The organism is Bradyrhizobium sp. RP6, from assembly GCF_003837805.1.
Classification (GTDB): Bacteria; Pseudomonadota; Alphaproteobacteria; order Rhizobiales; family Xanthobacteraceae; genus Bradyrhizobium.
On sequence record NZ_RQIT01000017.1, the window covers coordinates 24,478 to 43,286 of the forward strand.

The following is an 18,809-nucleotide window of genomic DNA, read 5'->3' on the forward strand; positions in this document are numbered from 1 at the left end:
CAGCAATTAGCATGCCAGAGATCCGGCCAGTCGTCCACGGGCCGAGAGCAGTCCGGGACAAGAACACCGCACGTTTTGAAAAGCCAGGCCGGGCCCGCCGATCGCATCCTCCTGATTGCCTCAAATCAGGAAGCGGAGAGATCCATGGCAAGGACCACGGTCATCGGCGCGTGCCCCCACGATTGCCCGGACACCTGCTCGATTCTGACCACGGTGGAGGACGGCAAGGCCGTCGCTGTCCGCGGCAATCCCGATCATCCTTTCACGCGTGGACGGCTTTGCGTCAAGGTCAACAACTATGAGGAGCGCGTCTACAGCGACAAGCGCGTCCTGTATCCGCTTAGACGCGTCGGACCGAAGGGCAGCAGGCAGTTCCAGCGGATCTCCTGGGAGGAAGCGCTCGCGACCATCGCCTCGCGCTGGACATCCGTCATTGCCGAGCACGGCGCGCAGGCGATCCTGCCCTACAGCTATCTGGGCACGCAGGGCATCATCAACGGGCTGAACGTCGGCGATCCCCTCTTCAACAAGCTCGGCGCAACGGTTCTGGAGCGCACCTTCTGCGATTCCGGCTCTTGCACCGCGTACATGATGACGATCGGGCACACGCCGGGCGTCGATCCCGAGAGCTTCGTGCACTCGAAGTACATCATCCTGTGGGCCTGCAACACACTGAGCACGAACTCGCATCACTGGCCGTTCATCGAGCAGGCGAAGAAGGCCGGCGCCAAGCTGGTGGTGATCGATCCCGTCCGCACCCGCACCGCACGCCTTGCCGACTGGCATATTCCGATCCGGCCCGGCACCGACGCTGCGCTGGCGCTGGCGATGATCCACGTCATCATCAAGGAGAATCTGGTCGATCGCGACTATATCGACAAATACACCGTGGGCTACGACGAGCTGGCCGAACGGGCGTCCAGCTACACACCCGAATTCGCCTCGCACGAAACCGGCATTCCCGCCAGCGACATCGTCAAGCTGGCGCGGGAATATGCGACGACGCCGCCAGCCGTCGTCCGAATTGGCGTCGCGGTCGAGCGGCACGCCGGCGGCGGTCAGACCGTGCGCGCGATCGCCTGTCTTCCGGGACTGATCGGCGCCTGGAAACACGTCGGCGGCGGGCTGCTCCAGCTCCCGATCTGGGCCTTCCCGGTCAGATGGGACGTGCTGATGCGTCCCGATCTCCAGCCGGAGAAGATGCGCGTGCTCAATTCCTGGCGCCTCGGAGCGGCGCTGACGGGCGAACTCGGCTTCGATCCGCCGATCAAGGCGCTGTTCGTCTACAATGCCAATCCAATGGCGATGGTGACCGAACAGGGCAAGCTCGAAAAGGGATTGGAACGCGAGGATCTCTTCACCGTCGTCAGCGAGCACTTCCTGACTGACACCGCCAAATACGCCGACATCGTTCTGCCCGCGACCACGCAGCTCGAGCAGAAGGACATCATGTTCTCCTGGGGGCATCTCTATCTGTCTTACAACAACCAGGCGATCGCACCGCTCGGCGAAGCCGTGTCCAATACCGAGCTGTTCCGCCGGCTCGCGCGCGCGATGGACATCACCGACCCCTCCTTCTTCCGCAGCGACGACGAGATCATCGAAGCTTCCCTCGACTGGAGCAGCCCGGTGCTCGCAGGCATCAGGCTCGACGATGTCAAGGCCAAGGGCTATGCGCGTCTCAATATGCCCGCGCCAGCCGACTGGGCGCCGCACCGCGAGGGCAATTTTCCGACCGCGTCCGGCAAGTGCGAGTTCAAGTCGACGATCGCCGGCGGCGGCAACTTCGTGGTGCCGCTGTTCCGCCAAGGCTACAATGGCGAGCAGGATGGCGCGCCGGTCGATCCCCTGCCCCACTACATCCCCCCGAACGAGAATGCGCGCACCGCCCCCGCGCTCGCGACGCGCTACCCACTCAGCCTGATCTCGCCCAAGAGCCACGCCTTCCTCAATTCCAACTACGGCAACCTGCCGGCCCAGACCGCGCAGGCCGGCGAGGAGCAGGCGGTTCTGCTCAACCCGGACGATGCGGCGACGCGCGGGATCGTCGCAGGTGCGCCGATCCGCGTCTTCAACGATCGTGGATCGTTCGACGCGTTCGCGACCGTTTCGCCCGACATCATGCCGGGCGTCGTGGTGGCACCGTCCGGTTATTGGCAACGCTCCAACAGCAAGGGTGCGACGGTTCACGCGTTGACGCCTCCGGCCTTCGCCGACCTCGGCCGTGCCCCGACATTCTCTGACATCCTCGTTCAGGTCAGCGGGGCCTGACGATGACATATGTGGTCACCGACAATTGCCGCGGCTGCCGATACACCGAATGCGTGACCGTCTGTCCCGTGGAGTGTTTCCACGTCGACGACGCCATGACCTACATCGATCCGGAAAACTGCATCGATTGCGGTGGCTGCGCACCGGCTTGCCCGGTCGGCGCGATCGAGCCCGACTATCGCCTCGCCGCGGACAAGAAGTACTGGATCGACGTCAACCGCAAGCGCGCGACCGAGACTCCCGTCATCAGTGCGCGCCTGCCGGCTCTGCCGGGGGCCGATGAACGCAGGCGGGCGCTGGGTCGATGACGGGGTCCGCCGCAAACGAAAATCGCATCGCCGTCGTCGGCAGCGGACCGAGCGGCTTCTACACCACCGAGGCCCTGTTGCGCTCGGGCGCGCCCTTGACGGTCGACATGTTCGAACGGCTCCCGGTGCCGTACGGGCTGGTGCGGTTCGGCGTGGCCCCCGACCATCCGAAGCTCAAGCAGGTCACAGCGGCCTTCGACCGGATCGCCGCCATGCCCGGGTTTCGCTTCATCGGCGGCGTGACGATCGGAGACGACCTCACGATCGACGAACTGCGCGAGGCCTATGACGCCGTCGTGCTGGCAACGGGCGCGGAACTGAGCCGGGCGCTCGACATCCCCGGCGAAGCACTCCCGGGCAGCCACACGGCGGGCGATTTCGTCGCGTGGTACAACGGACATCCACAGTTTGCGGATCTGCGGTTCGACCTTCATCATGAGACCGCAATCGTCATCGGCCATGGCAACGTCGCTCTCGACGTGGCGCGCATCCTCGCCAAGACCGCGGACGAGCTGCGCCGGACCGACATCGCGCGTCATGCGCTCGAGGTGCTGGCTGAGAGCCGGATCCGCGAAATCCACGTCGTCGGCCGCGGCGGACCGGCGCAGGCCAGATTCACCGCAAAGGAATTGCGTGACTTTCTCGAACTGAACACATGCGACACATGCGTCGACATGCGTAACGTCAGCTCCGATGAATTCGAGCCGCGATCCCCCGACGATCCGGAGCTGACCGAAAAATTGTCGTTGCTGCGCGCGTTCTCGCGAACGTCCGCGACGAAGCCGCGGCGCTGCGTTTTTCGCTTTCGACTGTCACCCGTCGCGCTCCGAGGACGAGGCCGCCTGAAGGCCATCGCGTTCAAGCAGGAATCGGGGGCTGTCGAGGACATCGCATGCGGCCTCTCGCTCAGCAGCGTCGGCCGGAAGACCACGCCGTTGGCTGGGGTTCCCTATGACGCGCATCGCGGCGTGCATGCGAATGTCGACGGACGTGTCGCGGCCGATGGTTCGGTGATCGAGGGCCTCTATGTCTGCGGATGGAGCAAGCGCGGGCCGAACGGCACGATCGGCACCAATCGCGGCTGCGGGATTGCGACCGCAGAGGCCATCCTGGCGGATATCACCCATCGACGGCCGCGCTCGGATACGCCTGACGCACTGCTTGCGCGCCTGACCGGCCGCGTCGCACGCATCGTGAGCTATCCGGATTGGGCCACGATCGACGCGGCCGAGAAGCGCCGGGGAGCCGCGCTCGGCAAGCCCCGGGAGAAGTTTGTCACGATTCCCGACATGCTTGCCGCGATGGATTCGTGACTCCGAAGCACCGCAGTGCGCCTGCTCTACTCCTGATCGACCAGATCGTCCTCGAGGATCGCCATCTGGAACTGGAACGAGCGATCATCGTCCTCGTCGTCGACGAAGAGCACGCCGATGAACTCCTCGCCGATATAGACTTCGGCGGAATCGTCCTTCTTCGGCCGCGGCACGACGCGGATCTTGGGATTGCCGAATACGCGCTTCAGATACGCGTCGAGCTTCCTTACTTCCTTGACGTCCACGGCAAGTCTCCAATCGAAATCTAACGTGGCGGGGTTTTAGGACGAGACGCGACGAACCGCCAGCATGAATTGCCAAAGAATTTGGGGACGACAAGGGCCGGAGAAGCCGGCCCTTCGCAACATCAAAGTCCGTCTCAAAGCCCCATGGCGTTGATCATCTGATCCATGGTGCGCGACGGCTCGGCACAGCCGGCTTCGCCGACGATCTTGGCGGGCACGCCTGCAACCGTGACGTTGTGCGGCACCGGCTTGACCACGACCGAGCCGGCAGCGATGCGGGCGCAGTGGCCGATCTCGATGTTGCCCAGGATCTTCGCGCCGGCGCCAATCAAGACGCCGTGACGGATCTTCGGATGACGATCCTCGTTCTCCTTGCCGGTGCCGCCGAGCGTGACGCCGTGCAGGATCGAGACGTCGTCCTCGATCACCGCCGTCTCGCCGCAGACGAAACCGGTGGCGTGGTCGAGGAAGATGCCGCGGCCGATGCGCGCGGCGGGATTGATGTCGGTCTGGAACACCGCCGACGATCGGCTCTGGAGATAGTAAGCGAAATCCTTGCGGCCCTTCAGATAGAGCCAGTGCGCGAGACGATGGGTCTCGATCGCGTGAAAGCCCTTGAAGTAGAGCAAGGGATCGATGAAGCGCGAGGTCGCGGGATCGCGATCGTAGATGGCAACGAGATCGGCACGGAAGGCGTTGCCGAGGTCGGGATCGTCGCGCAGCGCCTCGTCGTAGGTCTGGCGCACGAGATCGCCCGACAGCGCGGAGTGATCGAGCCGGTCGGCGAGACGGTGGATCACCGAGTCCTCGAGGCGGCTGTGATGCAGCACAGTCGAATAGATGAAGGTCGCAAGCTCGGGCTCACGGTGGACGATATCCTCCGCTTCGCTCCGGATCCGGTCCCAGATCGGATCGAGCGATGCGAGCTTTCCTCCCGGATTGACCTGATGCACTGCCATGGATTTGCTCTCTCGAATTGGCCTCTTTTGCAGGCTGTATAGCACAGTCTAGGCGACAAAGTCCTGACGGGCTTGCCTCAGGAGTGAACAGCACCTTGTCCCGCGCAGGCTCGCCAAGGCCTTGAAACACAACAGTTTCTTCCGACGCCCCCATGCGGCAAGGTCGGCTCAAAATGGTCAGAGTTCTGCCAAATTCAAGCGGGGCGGCATCAAACTATTGGTGAATTCGCTTCCAGCCGCTATTGCAGGGAAGGTCCGAACGAGGGGCGCGGAGCCGATTTGACCATCACCACCGATCAATTGCGCGCGCGCGCCGCGGGCTCTTTTTGGCTGCGGCTCGCGGCGGCGGCCCTGCCCCTCCTGATGATCGCGCCGGCGTTCTGGAACGGCTATCCGCTGTTGCAATGGGATACCGGCGGCTATCTGGCGCGCTGGTACGAAGGCTATCTCGTCCCCAGCCGCTCCACGGTGTTCGGCCTCTATCTGCACTATGGCGAGAGTTTCGGCTTCTGGATCAACCTCGCCGTCCAGTCGCTGGCGACGCTGTGGCTGCTGCAGCTCACGCTTCGCGTGCTCTCGATGATGCAGACCTTCCGCTTCGTCGCGATCAGCCTCTGCCTGATCCTGTCGACCGCGCTGCCCTGGCTTGCAAGCCTGCTGCTCACCGACATCTTTGCAGGACTCTCGGTATTGTCGCTGTTCCTCCTGGTGGTCGGAGGACAGCGCACGTCGCGGCTCGAAAAGATCGCGCTGTTCGCCTTCACCGCCTTTGCGGCGGCGACCCACAGTGCGACGCTCGGCGTGCTGCTCGGTCTCTGCGCCGCGGGCTGGATGACGCGGCCGTTTTTGGGTGGGCGGCTTCCGCTGGCCGGATTGGCGCAGGCGAGCCTCAGCATCGTTGCGGGCGGCCTGATGCTGGTGTCGGCAAATTATGCATTGTCCGGCAAGCTGTCCTGGACGCCCGGCGGCTACGGCGTCGCCTTCGGCCGCATGCTGCAGGATGGCATCGTTGCGCACTATCTCAACGACCATTGCCTGCGCGAACGCTACAAGCTCTGCCCCTATCGCAACGAGCTGCCGGCAACCGCCGACGAGTTCCTGTGGGGCAAGAGCATGTTCAACACGCTCGGCCGCTTCGAAGGCATGAATGACGAGATGGGCTACATCGTCGTGCAGTCGCTGAAGGACTATCCGGCCTGGCAGGCCGGCGCGGCGCTCCGCGCGATGGGACAGCAATTGCTGCATGTGGCGACCGGCGAAGGCACCAATGGCTGGATCCCGCACACCTACGGCATCATCGAGCGCTACATCCCCGCGCAAGTCGCGCCGATGCGGGCGGCGCGGCAGCAGCACTGGGACATCGATTTCGCCTACGTCAACTGGCTGCACGTCCCCGTCGCGCTGGCCTCGATGCTGGGGCTGGTCGCGCTGCTCGCCCATGCGCTCGCGAGCCGCCGGCTGGATGACCTGACGCTGCTGGCCGCGACGGTAACGCTGGCCTTGCTCGGCAACGCCTTCATCTGCGGCGTGATCTCAGGGCCCCACGACCGCTATGGCGCGCGGATGGTGTGGGTGGCGACTTTCGTGGTGTTGATGGCGCTGGCGCGGCGGTTCGCCGACGAAACCAAAGCGCGATGAGATTGGGGTGAAGCAGCGTCTGGTTTCGTCCGAGCGGCGAGCGCATTTATCGAAAAGAAGCACCCAGATCGTGTGCTCGTGACCCAATTCGGACATCGTTACGTTTTGATTGGTACGTAGGTATGACATTTTACCCGATGTGAGAGTCCTTCTGAACGGACGTTGCATCCTTTAGTGTCCTGTTGAAGCTGCTTTTCAAACGCGCATGCCAATTTCGCGAACCGGCTGCGACAACTGCCATCGGCGGGCGTCGCACTCTTGACGAAACCTACAATCGTTTTGGGCCGATCTTCACTGGACGTTCGACGTGCTCACCGGGGCACACGAGACGCTTTCCTGACCGCAAGGAAGAGAAGCGATGAAAACAAGATTGGGAATGTCCGTCACAGCGCCATTCATAGCTACGCTCAGTCTGCGCGCGGCAGTCATAATAGCTGCAGTTTGCATCGTGCTGACCTGGGTCCCCCTTCGCGCCCAAGAAAGAACGATTAAGATCATCGTGCTTGGGGATACCCTCATTGAAAATAAGGGCGTTCCCGCCTTCCAACGTTTTCCAGAGCAACTTGAAATGGCATTGAGAGCGAAAGGTCAGTCGGTCGCTGTCGTCAATGCCGGTCTAGTGACTGATACAGCTGCAAGAAGTCTCAGAAGACTGGACCGAGTAGTCACCAACGATACCGATGCGGTAATCTTGGTATTAGGTGGAAATGACATGCTCTGGGGAATTGACCCAAATGTCGTACGCGGCGCGCTCGCGGAGATTTTAAGCAAACTAGAAGCCCGGGGGATAGCCGTGCTGCTTTGCGGTTTGCGGACCCAATCTAAATTCGGGGACGAGTACAAGAACACTTTTGCCGCTATGTTCTCTGGCCTTGCCAGCGATCACAACGTGCTGTTCTACCCAGCTTTCGACGATGCGTTTGTTGACAATGCTCAGCTCAAAGCGCTCGACGGTCTTCACCCTAACGCGGCTGGAAACGAAGCAGTCGTCACGCGCATATTGCCAACAGTTGAGACCTAATCGACCGAGCGCGTCGCAGAAGCTCGGCTCGGTGACGTCGTCGAGCGAGAGTGCTTCCAGCGCCTTCGCGACGTTCTCGCCGGGACTGGTGCCCTCTCGCTACGGTGACACCAAGCTCCGCATATCTGACAGCTCTGGTCAGGGCCAATGATTGTGCACAGTCACCGTTCTCTGTAATTTTTTACATCGCCTTGGCGAGCGCGAACAGCCGGAAATCCTCGAGCGCCGCGTGCCGATGCGGAGCGACTTCGCGCCGGTAGGTCTCGGTGTCGACGATCGCGCGGAAGGTGGCGAAATCGCCGTATTCATTGATCGCCGCTTCGTCCCAGCGTTCGCCGGGCGAGCCGACGATGTTCGCCAGGACCGGAACGGAAAACACCCGCACGAGCGGCTTGCCGGCCGCAAGACGCCGGAATGCCGGCCTGTAGCGTTCATTGAAGGCTTCGCGGCCCGAGCAGGGCGCGGCGTCGAATCCGTCCTCGTAACGCGCATGCGTCCGGTAGCGCAGCAGGTTGAGCATGTAGACCGGCTGGCCGGGTGGAATCGCCCGCTCGGCGGCGTCGAGGGCTTGCAGAGTGATTTCGATGGGGTTCATCGGACTTCCCGCGTTTCCAGCGCCGCAGAATGCGGGCTGACGCTTCCTGTCTAGCCGTTCGGGAACGGCTCTTGTAGTGACCGTCCAGCCATGACTATGTGGATTGGATGTCCACAACGACCTTGCCTCCCGATCTCTCGCGTCTCCTCGCCTTCGTCCGAGTGGTCGAGGCGGGCTCCTTCGCCGAAGCCGCGCGGCGGGCGGGGACGACCACCTCGGCGATGTCCAAGGCGGTCGCCCGCTTCGAACAGGCTCACGGCTTGCGGCTTTTGCATCGCTCCACCCATTCACTGGCGCTGACCGACGAGGGCGACCGGCTGATGACCGCGGGACGCGCGTTGGTCGAAAGTCTCGCCCGTATCCAATCCGCGCTCGGCGAAGTCGCGCGCGACGATGGCGGACGGGTGCGCGTGACCGCCCCCGCCTCGTTCGCGCGCGCCTGCATCCTGCCGCGACTGCCCGCGTTCCTGCGGGAACGGCCGGAAATCGAGATCGAGGTCAAATTCCGCAACGAGATTCTCGATCTCGCGGCGGAAGGCGTCGACATCGCGATCCGCTCGGGGCCCCTCGACCGCGCGCCCGGCCATCAGGCGCGGCGGCTTTGCACGTTCTCCTGGATCGCTTGCGCCTCGCCTGCCAATCTGAAGGCGCGCGGCGCGCCGGCGACTCCCTTTGAGCTTTCCGCGCACGACCACGTCGGCTTCCGCAATCCCGCGAGCGGTCAGATCCTGACCTGGCGCTTCGCCGACCCGCGCGGCAAAGGCCCCATTCGCATCACGCCCAAGCCCAAGCACATTTGCGACGACGCGCATGCCTCGCTCGCTTTGATGGCGAATGGGTTTGGGATCGGCTGGGGGCCAGCCTGGCTCGTTGGCGAAGACCTTCGCGCCGGCCGGCTGGTCGAAGTGCTTGCGCCCTGGCGCGCGCCTGGCGAACCCCTGTGGATGCTGCGCACTTCGGGCCGCCGCCCGCCCCTGCGCACACAGCGCGTCATGTCGTTCCTCAAGACGCTTCCCGCCACGTTCAGCGACAAGGCGATGTGAAGCACCGGGCGTCACCGAAATTGACGCGCCAGGAAACTATCTTGGCCCTTCCGACTCAGCCGCGGCGGGAGAGGAAATCGAGCACGCCGGTCTTGTAGACCTTGTCGCCGACCGCACGCATGTGGTCGCGATTGGGAATGTCGAGCACTTCGGAGCCGGGGATGATGGCGCCGAGCGCGCTGGCGGAGCCGGCGACGTCGTCGGCGCTGCCGACCGCGATCAGCACGGGCACGTCGATGCGCGCGGCCTCGTCCTTCGTCATGAGATCGCGCGTGCCACGGAGGCAGGCGGCGAGCGCACGGCGGTCGGAGCGGGTCTGATCGGCAAACGCGCGGAACGTGCGGCCGACGGGATCGGTGACGTCCTCGAGCTCCGGCGCTTCCAGCGCTTTCGCCACGTTCTCGCCGGGCCCTGTGCCCTCGATCAGGCCGCCGATGCCAATGCCGCCGAGGATCGCCGAGCGCAGGCGCTGCGGCTCGTTGAGGGAGAGCCACGCCGCCATCCGCCCCCCCATCGAATAGCCCATGATGTCGGCCTGCGGGATGGCGAGGTGATCCATCAGCGCGACCACGTCGCCGGCCATGGTCGGGATCGAGTACTGGTCGGGCTCGTACAGCTTCGCGCTTTCGCCGTGGCCGCGATTGTCGAGCGCAATCACGCGGCGGCCGTTCTTGCGCAGCTCCGAAACCCAGGTCGGATAGACCCAGTTCACGTTCTTGCTGGAGGCAAAGCCGTGCACCAGGATGATCGGATCGCCCTCGCCTTCGTCGAGATAGGCAATTTCAACGGCGCCGTTGTGAAAGCTCGGCATCATCAGTTCCGTGGGGTCTTGTGGGGATGGGTCGATCTTAGAGCATGATCCGGAAAAGTGTGCAGCGCTTTTCCGGCAACATCATGCTCAAACAATAGTCTGGAGCGCGTCGCACTTCAGGCCGTGGTGCCCGCGCTGGCCAGAGCGGCGTCAGCCGCGATCTGCGCCCGGCGAAGCCGCCGCGCCCGCCTGCGATCGCACCAGGCCTGGGTCAGGCGCTCGGTCGTTGCCTTGATGGAGGACAGAAGGCCGAACAGCGTCAGCGCCGCACTGAGCAGCCAGAGCGCCAGATCGAACGCGCCGCCGATAAGCAGCAGCGCGCCCCGGCCCAGGAGCTTCATGATCGCACGCGTCTTGCCGCCCTGCGCTTCCGCAAGCCGCGCCGCGCGCGCGACGTCCTTGGGACCTTCGGCCATGCGCAAGGTGTCCATGGCACCGCGCGTGCCGGTCTTTTCGGCAACGCGTGTGACATCCTTGCCGAGCCGGACCAGCGCGCCGGCCTTCTCAGCCCGGAACGCGGCCTTGATCGCGCTCACGGTCTGGCCAGGGCGCAGCACCGAGCCTGATACCACCGCGTTGCGGAGCAACGGCGCGTCGACGACCTCGCGCGCCGACCGGCCGGCCCATGCGGCAAGCCCCTCGCCGAGCCGTCCGACTTTGCGCGCATCCTTCACCAGCGTCAGTCCGGCGCGCACTGGCGCAGCACCGCCGACGGACACATAGGTTGCCGCCGTCACCGCAAGGCCTGCAGCCGCAAGCCCGAGCACGAGACGATCGGTGTCCTCGCCCATGGCGAGGTGCTTGCCCTCGCGCACCACGTCCCTGATGTCACCGAACACGAACAGATCGCCCGCCACCGTTCCCGACAGGCTCGCGACGTCGTCGGCGTTACCGGTGACGAGGCCGGTGGCAAATCGTTTGGCGAAATGCAAGGTGGAGTTCTCCGCCTTGACGGCGTCACCGACACGGTTCAGCAGGTCGTCGGGGAGCGCGATGTTGCGATCGCGCGCCAGCGCAACGAAGCTATCGGCGAGATCGGTATCATCAGCGGCGAGCGCGGCCTCGATATTGTCCTGAACCAGCCGGTCGTTCTGCCGCAGCAGCGCATCGAGCTTCAGCTCGGAGAGCGCGGCGGGATCATCCTGGGCAGCGAGGATCGCGCCGGCCTCACGGGCATGCGGCGCGACCTGCACGAGCATGAAGCTGCACGCCGCGATACCGGTCAACGCTGTGCTGATTCGCAGCCACTTCATGCGGAAAGCCTGCAAGGTCCCTCGGATCGATTGCGCCTGAGATTCGTCTTTTGTCGCAAATTGCATTCGTCCACAGAGATAGTTTGCCAAAATTGCGACACAACGTCCCCGACGAAAGAAGGGCTTCTCTCAGGCCCCAAGATTGTGTCGAATTTGCATGAGCAAATGAGCATGGGGCAATTGCGAACCTTTCGGTTCCGCTGGACTAGCAATCATCTGTACCCGCAAGTATGGTCCGCGGCGCCTTAAAGACGCCGCGTCAGTTGTTGATTGTATCTGCCGCCATTGCCACTCCAGGATGAGTTACGATGTCCGACCATGTTGTCCCGCACTTCCATAACGATGCCGGTGTTCCCGTCATCGAGATCGGCTCGCAAGAGTTCATGTGTGTGGGCGCCAACCCTCCGTTCGATCATCCGCACGTCTTCCTCGACCTCGGCAACGACAACGAGATCATCTGCCCCTATTGCTCGACGCTGTACCGTTTCGCGGCCGACCTGAAGCCGGGCGAAGCCCGTCCGCCGGAATGCGTCCTCAAGGACAAGGTGGCCTGACCGCTTCCGTCGGTTAGGGGTGGCGCTCTCCCGAACGATTGTCATCGCCGGTGCCGGTATCGGTGGCCTGACGGCCGCGCTCGCGCTCGCGGCCCGCGGCTTCCGCATCGTCGTGCTGGAAAAGGCCGAGCGCCTTGAGGAAGTCGGCGCCGGCCTGCAGCTCTCCCCCAATGCCAGCCGCGTGCTGGTCGAGCTCGGCCTGACCGAACGCCTCAAGCTGCAAGCGGTAACCCCGGAGGCGGTCTCGATCATGAGCGCGCGCGCCGGCGGCGAGCTCTTGCGCATGCCGCTCGGTGAAGCAGCTTCCGCGCGTGCCGGCGCGCCGTATTGGGTGGTGCACCGCGCCGACCTGCAATCGGCGCTGGCGGGCGCTGTCGCCGATCATCCCGACATCGACCTGAAGCTGGGTGCAACCTTCGAGGATGTCGCGCCCCACGCCAGGGGCCTCACCGTCGTCCATCGCAGCGGCACGATCCGCCGCAGCGATCTCGCCAGCGCCCTGATCGGCGCCGACGGCATCTGGTCGACGGTCCGCCACCATCTGTTTCCCGAGGTGCAGCCGCGCTTCTCGGGGCTGATCGCCTGGCGCGGCATGCTCGAGGCCACGCAACTGCCGAAGAACCTTACCGCGCGCCGGGTGCAGCTCTGGATGGGGCCGAACGCCCATCTGGTCGCCTATCCGATTGCGGGCGGACGCCAGATCAACGTGGTCGCGGTGCTGCCCGGCACATGGAACAGGCCCGGCTGGAGCACCCCCGGCGATCCCCGCGAGGTGATGGATGCCTTTGCCGCCGCGCGCTGGCCGCAGCCGGCGCGGATGATGCTCGCCGCGGTCGACGGCTGGCGGAAATGGGCGCTGTTCGGCGTGCCCGAGGGCTCCCCCTGGAGCAAAGGTCCGGTGGCGCTGCTCGGCGACGCCGTACATGCGATGCTGCCCTTTGCAGCCCAAGGCGCCGGCATGGCGATCGAGGATGCCGCCGTGCTCGCCCGGCACTTGACCGTCGAGGCGACGGAGAGCACCGCGGGCATCACGGCCGCACTGACGCAATACGGCCGAGCGCGCAAGGCGCGGGTCCTTCGGGTGCAGCGGACCGCGCGGCAGCAGGGCCGGATCTATCATCTCGGCGGGCCGTTCGCGATCGCACGCGATCTTGCGATCCGCGCGCTCGGCCCCGAGCGCATGCTGGCGCGGCAGGACTGGATCTACGGCTGGCGGCCCTGATGCGACGTGCCGCCGGCGCGGCGCCTCAGCAGGTCACCTCGTTCCGGATTTCGAAGCGGACTTGCCGGAGGGTGTCAGCGGCAGCGGCGCCGGCGGTGGCGCCTCAGGCGTCTCCCGGCACTTGTTGCGGCTCCAGGCCTCCTCGGCCAACTGCGACTGCCCGCGTATCGCAATATAGTCGTTGCGATAGGCAAGCTCGGACACGACCGCGCCACCCGTGCCCGTCTCGGCCTTCTGCATCAACTTCTGCAACTCACTGGTGCGCTTGGCGAGCAGCTTGCGCTCGGCCTGCAACTGCTTGCAGTCGTACAATTCGTATTTGGCGGGATCGGCAAAGGCCGGCGCGATCGTCTCGCTCATGCCGGCGCAGCCGGTCAGGGCGGCGCCGGCCGCAAGCAGCGCGAGGAGCGCGCCAAAGCCGCGCAGCGAAGAGGAAAACGAAGCCGCCATGCCGGATGAATAGCCCCCGTGGATTGAGAATGCCTAAAGCAACAACAGTTGTCCGGATTGAGGCTTTACCTTGTGCGCCCGCCTCGCTTAAGGAAGAACCGTCCCTCCGGGTACGCAACGCGCCAATTCCAAACGGCCGGAGATGGACTTAAGTGTTTGATCTCGTTGGATCAAGCGGGCATGGCGGAATTGGTAGACGCAAGGGACTTAAAATCCCTCGGTGCGCAAGCGCTGTGCCGGTTCGACCCCGGCTGCCCGCACCAACGCAGCCGAGGGCAGGTCGTGCTCGCCCGGGAGACGACCGCGTCATGGATCTGTAGCGGCCGGCCAGGCGTGCCTCCGGCGCCATGATCGAAGGCCGGCGTCACCAGGAAGACCCTCTACTATCACCTCACCGGTCAGGACGAGATTGAGCGGGCCCGCAGCGCAAGCTGACCTCATCTGCGTCTCCGCCCGACGGCTCTGACAAAATCTTGTCCGCCCCCTGCTCCGCCTGCCAGCCATCCCGAAACATGGGTTGTGCAACGCAGCATGCGCGGAGATAAAGTCGCTCGATTTCAGGGGTAATCTTCTTGTCCGACGTCAATGCCGACGATTGGGTGTCCGCCGGACACCGCCCGATGGGTTTTCCAGAATTCGTCATCGTGATCGCGTCCATCATGGCGCTCAATCCGCTTGCGATGGACATGATGCTGCCGGCGCTGCCGAGCATCGGCAGGGCCCTCAACATTCCGGTCGCTAACCATCTCCAGCTGGTGCTGTCCACATTCCTGATCGGCTTCGGCGCCGGCCAATTCGTCATGGGCCCCCTGTCGGACCGCTTCGGCCGCCGGCCGGTGCTGCTCGGCGGCATGGCGGTCTATGTGGTCGCGAGCGTGCTGGCGGTCGCAGTGCCCTCGTTCGAGACGCTGCTGCTGGCGCGTGCGCTGCAAGGGCTCGGCACCGCGGCGACGCGCGTGATCGCGACGTCGATCGTGCGCGACTGCTACGTCGGCCGCCGCATGGCGAGCGTGATGTCGCTTGCCATGATGGTGTTCATTGCCGTGCCCGTGATCGCCCCCTCGTTCGGACAGGCGGTGCTGCTGGTGACGGCCTGGCGCGGCATCTTCGTGGTGCTGATGCTCTACGGGTTGCTCGCGCTCGCATGGTGCGTGCTGCGACTGCCTGAAACCCTTCCCCAGTCCGAGCGCCGGTCGCTGGCGCCCGCCGACGTGCTCTCCGCGTTCCGGCAGACCGTGACCCATCGCCAGACCATCGGCTATGCCACGGCCGCCGGCAGCGTGATGGGCGCACTGTTCGCCTACGTCTTCTGCGCCCAGCAGATCTTCACCGGCATCTACCACCTCGGCCATTACTTTCCGCTGGCTTTCGCGGCGGTCGCGGCCGGCGTTGCCATTGCCGGATTCCTCAATGCAAGGCTGGTCGGACGGCTCGGCATGCGCGTGATCTCGCACGGAGCACTGACGCTCTACACCGTCGTGGCCGGCGTGATGCTGCTGACGGAAAGTCTCGGCGTGCTGCCGCTCGCCTTGTTCATGGTGCTCTCCGCCCTGATGATGTTCTCGTTCGGCATGATGGTCGCCAACTTCACTGCGCTCGCGATGGAGCCGCAGGGACACATCGCCGGCACCGCCTCCTCGCTTTACGGCTCGATCACGACCCTGATCGGGATCGTGGTCGGCATGGCGATCGGGCAGAGCTTCGACGGCACTCTGCTGCCCTTCTCGATCGGATTCTTCCTGTCGACCCTCGCCGCGCTCGCGATCGTGCTGGTGGTGGAGAAGGGCCGGCTGTTCAAGCCGCATCATCGCCCTGTCGCCTGAGGAACTTCCCGGACCTCTCGATGTTGTACCGCAGCAATCGAGAGGATCGGCGAGATGGAACAAGAGAGCAGAGCGGATCAGCCGCCGTCGGAGACCGAGCGGTCAGCTCCACGGAAATTGTTCGAAGAGCGGCGGGACCGAAGCCTGCCCTTCGCAAGTGAAGGTCTCGAGCAGGTGCGCGACAGCCACTGCTGATTCAGACCGAGATCATTCATAGAAAACGGCGCCGCGGTTCGACCCCGGCGCCGTTCGCTTTCCAGACGCAGGCGCTACTCCGACTTGCTGATGTTCCAGAACAGCGGCGTCGCCGGACCGTCGAGCACTCCAGTAAGCGATTTGCGCCAACCGCTCGGCAACAGATACTGCCCCAGCGGGATGTAGATCACCTGATCGTACGCCTCCTTCTGAATCTCGGCGGCGATCTTCTTCTGTTCGTCGAGCGAGGATGCGCGGACGAACGCGTCCTTGAGCTGCTCGATCTTCGGATCCTCGGCCCAGCCGAACCAGCCGCCCTTCTTGCCCTGGCCGCCGATCGAGAGATTGGCGATCGGGTTGGCAACGTCGGCCGCGACCCAGTTGGTGAAGAACATGTTCCAGCCGCCTTCCTTCGGCGGCTTCTGGCTGGCGCGGCGGCTCACCACCGTCTGCCAGTCAGTCGCTTGGAGGTCGACCTTGAAGCCGGCCTCGCGCAGCAGCTGGGCTGCAACGATCGGCTGCGCCTTGAGCGTCGTGACGTCGCCGGGCGCCATGATCACGATCGGCGTGCCGTCGTAGCCGGACTCGGCCAGCGCCTTCTTGGCTTGCGCCATGCCGTTGCCCTTGATGAGCGTTTCGGCGCCAACGTCAGTCTCGAGCGGCGTATCGCACACGAAGAAGGCGCCGCAGATCTTCTGATATTTGGCATTGCCGACCAGCGCATCGAGAACGTCCTTCTGGTTCATGGCCAGCAACGCAGCCCGCCGCACCTTCACGTTGTCGAACGGCGGATGCAGGAAGTTCATCCGGCCGAGCGTCTGGAAACCGAACTTGTTGGAGACCTCGATCGTGAGCTCCTTGTTCGCTTCCAGCACCGGCAGCATGTCGAACGGCAGATTCTCCATGAAGTCGATGTCGCCCGACTGCAGCGCGTTCACTGCGGTCTGCGAGTCCGGCATGGTGATCCACTCGACGCGATCCACCTTCACCACCTTGCCGCCGGAGGTCCAGCTCGCCGGCTCCTTGCGCGGCACGTAGTCGGTGTTCTTGACGTAGACCGCCTTCACGCCGGGCTGGAATTCCGATGCCACGAACTTGAAGGGACCCGAGCCAATCTGCTCCGGGATCTGCTTGTCCGGCGGCGTCTCGGCGAGGCGCTTTGGCATCATGAAGGCAACGCGCGAGGACGGCTTGCCGATGGAATCGAGCACCAGGCCGTAGGGCTCCTTCAGCTTCAGCGTGATGGTCTTGGCGTCGGTCGCCTCGATGCTCGCGGTGAAATCCATGAGCTTCTGGCCCATGCCGTCGACAGCGGCCCAGCGCTTCAGCGAAGCGACGCAATCTTCCGCCGTCACCGGCGCGCCGTCATGCCACTTCAGGCCGTCGCGCAGCGTGAAGGTATAGGTGAGCTTGTCGTCGGAGATCTTCCAGTCTGCCATCTGCGGCTGGATCTTGAAGCTCGAATCCGGAGCCACCAGCGTGTCGTAGACCATGTAGCCATGGTCACGCGTGATGTAGGCCGTGGTGAAGATCGGGTCGATGATGCGCAGATCCGAATGCATCACCGCCGTGATGGTCTTGCCGGCCGCAAGCACTGGCGAGGCCAGCGCGGTCGAAAGCGCGACGACCGACAGCGCAAGTTTGGAGGCGAACGCGCGACGCCCCCGGCGCATGAAGTGGAACATAGAAAGTTCTCCTGACGTGAAACTGTTCAAAGGCAGGTTATTGGTTAAGCATGCGGTGCATTCGTTGGGCGAACTAACCTCATGCAATGCCTTTATCTTTTTGAGACTTGCAGACAGTGTCCAGCGCGTCAATCCGGTTTCGTCGCAGCCCCTCACGGCGCGCGCACGGGCTCCACAAAGATCGGTTTGGCTCTACAACACCCTCCGCTTGTCCTACCCCGCGCAGATGCAATGCGCGTTCCATTTTTCGAAGCTTGAGAGACATTGAGATGAATCCTGCCAATCTTCCCTTTGATTCCGAGGCGATGCTCGAGGGCCTGCGCGGCTGGGTCGAATGCGAAAGTCCGACCTGGGATGCAGGGGCCGTGGACCGCATGCTCGACATCGCAGCGCGGGATATGGCGATCATCGGTGCGACGATCGAGCGCATCGCGGGCCGCCAGGGCTTTGGCGGCGTCATCCGCGCGCGCTTTCCTCATCCCAAGCAGGGCGAGCCGGGCATCCTGATCGCCGGACACATGGATACCGTTCATCCGGTCGGCACCATCGAGAAGCTGAAATGGCGGCGCGAGGGCAACAAGTGCTATGGCCCCGGCATTTACGACATGAAGGGCGGTAATTACCTCTCGCTGGAAGCGATCCGGCAACTGGCGCGCGCGTCCTTCACCACACCGCTGCCGATCACCGTGCTGTTCACGCCGGATGAGGAAGTCGGCACGCCTTCGACGAGGGACATCATCGAGGCGGAAGCGGCGCGCAACAAATACGTGCTGGTGCCCGAGCCCGGCCGCGCCGACAACGGTGTCACCACCGGACGTTACGCCATTGCCCGCTTCAATCTCGAGGCGACGGGCCGGCCGAGCCACGCCGGCGCAACGCTATCGGCGGGACGCTCGGCGATCCGCGAGATGGCGCGGCAGATCCTCGCCATCGACGCGATGACGACGGAGGACTGCACCTTCTCGGTCGGCGTCGTCCACGGCGGACAATGGGTCAATTGCGTTGCAACGACCGCGACCGGCGAAGCGCTCTCCATGGCCAAGCGTCAGGCCGATCTCGACCGCGGTGTGGAGAGGATGCTGGCGCTGTCGGGCACCAGCAACGACGTCACGTTCAAGGTCACGCGCGGCGTGACGCGTCCGGTTTGGGAGCCGGATGCCGGCACGATGGCGCTCTATGAGAAGGCGCGCGGCATCGCCAAATCGCTCGGCGCGGAATTACCGCATGCAAGCTCCGGCGGCGGCTCCGACGGCAACTTCACCGGCGCGATGGGAATCCCGACGCTCGACGGCCTGGGCGTACGCGGCGGCAACGGCCACACGCTGGAGGAGTTCATCGAGGTCGATAGCCTGGTCGAGCGCGGCCGGCTGATGGCCGGATTGCTGGCGACGCTGGAGTAGTAAACTCGTCATTCCGGGTTCGA

General features: G+C 64.3%; 17 protein-coding genes and 1 tRNA gene. 11 read left to right on the forward strand and 7 right to left on the reverse strand.

What is annotated here, in order from left to right; genetic code table 11:
* Window positions 1–144 precede the first annotated feature (144 nt).
* The 3 genes from EHH60_RS25955 to EHH60_RS25965 are packed head-to-tail and all read left to right on the forward strand — an operon-like array spanning window position 145 to window position 3,892.
* Entirely contained in the window at window positions 145–2,271 is a 2,127-nt protein-coding gene (locus EHH60_RS25955; protein ID WP_124162242.1) for a molybdopterin-containing oxidoreductase family protein, read from the forward strand.
* A gap of 2 nt (window positions 2,272–2,273) precedes the next feature.
* A complete protein-coding gene (locus tag EHH60_RS25960) occupies window positions 2,274–2,579 on the forward strand; it encodes a ferredoxin family protein (RefSeq protein ID WP_061882850.1) in 306 nt (101 codons plus the stop codon).
* Window positions 2,576–3,892, forward strand: a complete 1,317-nt coding sequence (locus EHH60_RS25965; RefSeq protein ID WP_124162243.1) for an FAD-dependent oxidoreductase — start codon at window positions 2,576–2,578, stop codon at window positions 3,890–3,892. Before EHH60_RS25960 ends, EHH60_RS25965 begins: the two co-directional genes overlap by 4 nt.
* 26 nt (window positions 3,893–3,918) lie before the next feature.
* Here the strand turns inward: EHH60_RS25965 and EHH60_RS25970 are convergent, their stop codons facing one another.
* Together EHH60_RS25970 and cysE are read right to left on the reverse strand one after the other, a co-directional pair.
* Window positions 3,919–4,137 (reverse strand): DUF3126 family protein, encoded by a 219-nt coding sequence (locus EHH60_RS25970; protein ID WP_007602550.1) that lies wholly within the window; start codon window positions 4,135–4,137, stop codon window positions 3,919–3,921.
* 134 nt (window positions 4,138–4,271) lie between these two features.
* Window positions 4,272–5,096 carry a serine O-acetyltransferase gene (gene cysE, locus EHH60_RS25975; RefSeq protein WP_158626774.1) on the reverse strand — a complete coding sequence of 275 codons (825 nt, stop codon included), beginning with the start codon at window positions 5,094–5,096 and terminating at the stop codon, window positions 4,272–4,274.
* A 279-nt stretch (window positions 5,097–5,375) separates the two neighbouring features.
* Here cysE and EHH60_RS25980 point away from each other — a divergent pair, with 279 nt between their 5' ends.
* Both EHH60_RS25980 and EHH60_RS25985 read left to right on the forward strand, forming a co-directional pair.
* Window positions 5,376–6,734 carry a hypothetical protein gene (locus EHH60_RS25980; RefSeq protein ID WP_199752017.1) on the forward strand — a complete coding sequence of 453 codons (1,359 nt, stop codon included), beginning with the start codon at window positions 5,376–5,378 and terminating at the stop codon, window positions 6,732–6,734.
* A 358-nt stretch (window positions 6,735–7,092) separates the two neighbouring features.
* On the forward strand, window positions 7,093–7,755 hold the full coding sequence (locus tag EHH60_RS25985; protein WP_245454595.1) for a GDSL-type esterase/lipase family protein: 663 nt from the start codon (window positions 7,093–7,095) through the stop codon (window positions 7,753–7,755).
* A gap of 181 nt (window positions 7,756–7,936) precedes the next feature.
* On the opposite strand, the gene EHH60_RS25990 is transcribed toward EHH60_RS25985, so the two are convergent.
* Complete coding sequence (locus EHH60_RS25990) at window positions 7,937–8,350, reverse strand: hypothetical protein (RefSeq protein ID WP_124162244.1); 414 nt, start codon at window positions 8,348–8,350, stop codon at window positions 7,937–7,939.
* Window positions 8,351–8,457: 107 nt separating this feature from the next.
* Here EHH60_RS25990 and EHH60_RS25995 point away from each other — a divergent pair, with 107 nt between their 5' ends.
* Window positions 8,458–9,393: a LysR family transcriptional regulator gene (locus EHH60_RS25995; RefSeq protein ID WP_124162245.1), complete on the forward strand. Its 936-nt coding sequence runs from the start codon at window positions 8,458–8,460 to the stop codon at window positions 9,391–9,393.
* Window positions 9,394–9,448: 55 nt separating this feature from the next.
* On the opposite strand, the gene EHH60_RS26000 is transcribed toward EHH60_RS25995, so the two are convergent.
* Both EHH60_RS26000 and EHH60_RS26005 read right to left on the reverse strand, forming a co-directional pair.
* Complete coding sequence (locus tag EHH60_RS26000) at window positions 9,449–10,204, reverse strand: alpha/beta fold hydrolase (protein WP_124162246.1); 756 nt, start codon at window positions 10,202–10,204, stop codon at window positions 9,449–9,451.
* Window positions 10,205–10,320: 116 nt separating this feature from the next.
* Entirely contained in the window at window positions 10,321–11,457 is a 1,137-nt protein-coding gene (locus tag EHH60_RS26005; protein ID WP_124162247.1) for a hypothetical protein, read from the reverse strand.
* Between the two features lie 308 nt (window positions 11,458–11,765).
* Between EHH60_RS26005 and EHH60_RS26010 the strand changes: the two genes are divergently transcribed.
* Together EHH60_RS26010 and EHH60_RS26015 are read left to right on the forward strand one after the other, a co-directional pair.
* Window positions 11,766–12,011 (forward strand): zinc-finger domain-containing protein, encoded by a 246-nt coding sequence (locus EHH60_RS26010; protein ID WP_008562814.1) that lies wholly within the window; start codon window positions 11,766–11,768, stop codon window positions 12,009–12,011.
* A 19-nt stretch (window positions 12,012–12,030) separates the two neighbouring features.
* The gene (locus EHH60_RS26015; RefSeq protein WP_124162248.1) at window positions 12,031–13,233 is read left to right on the forward strand and encodes an FAD-dependent monooxygenase; all 1,203 of its coding nucleotides are present in this window, start codon (window positions 12,031–12,033) and stop codon (window positions 13,231–13,233) included.
* Window positions 13,234–13,266: 33 nt separating this feature from the next.
* On the opposite strand, the gene EHH60_RS26020 is transcribed toward EHH60_RS26015, so the two are convergent.
* Window positions 13,267–13,683, reverse strand: coding sequence for a twin-arginine translocation pathway signal (locus EHH60_RS26020; protein WP_124162249.1), 417 nt, complete (start codon window positions 13,681–13,683; stop codon window positions 13,267–13,269).
* Window positions 13,684–13,857: 174 nt separating this feature from the next.
* Between EHH60_RS26020 and EHH60_RS26025 the strand changes: the two genes are divergently transcribed.
* Window positions 13,858–13,946, forward strand: a tRNA-Leu gene (locus EHH60_RS26025).
* A gap of 309 nt (window positions 13,947–14,255) precedes the next feature.
* Window positions 14,256–15,506, forward strand: a complete 1,251-nt coding sequence (locus EHH60_RS26030) for a multidrug effflux MFS transporter (protein ID WP_124162250.1) — start codon at window positions 14,256–14,258, stop codon at window positions 15,504–15,506.
* A gap of 269 nt (window positions 15,507–15,775) precedes the next feature.
* Here the strand turns inward: EHH60_RS26030 and EHH60_RS26035 are convergent, their stop codons facing one another.
* Window positions 15,776–17,386, reverse strand: a complete 1,611-nt coding sequence (locus tag EHH60_RS26035) for an ABC transporter substrate-binding protein (protein ID WP_124162251.1) — start codon at window positions 17,384–17,386, stop codon at window positions 15,776–15,778.
* 269 nt (window positions 17,387–17,655) lie between these two features.
* Here EHH60_RS26035 and EHH60_RS26040 point away from each other — a divergent pair, with 269 nt between their 5' ends.
* Window positions 17,656–18,786, forward strand: coding sequence for a M20/M25/M40 family metallo-hydrolase (locus EHH60_RS26040; protein ID WP_124162252.1), 1,131 nt, complete (start codon window positions 17,656–17,658; stop codon window positions 18,784–18,786).
* The last annotated feature ends 23 nt before the right edge of the window (window positions 18,787–18,809 follow it).

Coding starts and splice junctions, on each gene's coding strand:
- EHH60_RS25955 (WP_124162242.1), top strand. CDS start 145: ATGGCAAGGACCACGGTCATCGGCGCGTGCCCCCACGATTGCCCGGAC.
- EHH60_RS25960 (WP_061882850.1), top strand. CDS start 2,274: ATGACATATGTGGTCACCGACAATTGCCGCGGCTGCCGATACACCGAA.
- EHH60_RS25965 (WP_124162243.1), top strand. CDS start 2,576: ATGACGGGGTCCGCCGCAAACGAAAATCGCATCGCCGTCGTCGGCAGC.
- cysE (WP_158626774.1), bottom strand. CDS start 5,096: ATGGCAGTGCATCAGGTCAATCCGGGAGGAAAGCTCGCATCGCTCGAT.
- EHH60_RS25985 (WP_245454595.1), top strand. CDS start 7,093: ATGAAAACAAGATTGGGAATGTCCGTCACAGCGCCATTCATAGCTACG.
- EHH60_RS25990 (WP_124162244.1), bottom strand. CDS start 8,350: ATGAACCCCATCGAAATCACTCTGCAAGCCCTCGACGCCGCCGAGCGG.
- EHH60_RS25995 (WP_124162245.1), top strand. CDS start 8,458: ATGTCCACAACGACCTTGCCTCCCGATCTCTCGCGTCTCCTCGCCTTC.
- EHH60_RS26000 (WP_124162246.1), bottom strand. CDS start 10,204: ATGCCGAGCTTTCACAACGGCGCCGTTGAAATTGCCTATCTCGACGAA.
- EHH60_RS26005 (WP_124162247.1), bottom strand. CDS start 11,457: ATGAAGTGGCTGCGAATCAGCACAGCGTTGACCGGTATCGCGGCGTGC.
- EHH60_RS26010 (WP_008562814.1), top strand. CDS start 11,766: ATGTCCGACCATGTTGTCCCGCACTTCCATAACGATGCCGGTGTTCCC.
- EHH60_RS26020 (WP_124162249.1), bottom strand. CDS start 13,683: ATGGCGGCTTCGTTTTCCTCTTCGCTGCGCGGCTTTGGCGCGCTCCTC.
- EHH60_RS26035 (WP_124162251.1), bottom strand. CDS start 17,386: ATGTTCCACTTCATGCGCCGGGGGCGTCGCGCGTTCGCCTCCAAACTT.
- EHH60_RS26040 (WP_124162252.1), top strand. CDS start 17,656: ATGAATCCTGCCAATCTTCCCTTTGATTCCGAGGCGATGCTCGAGGGC.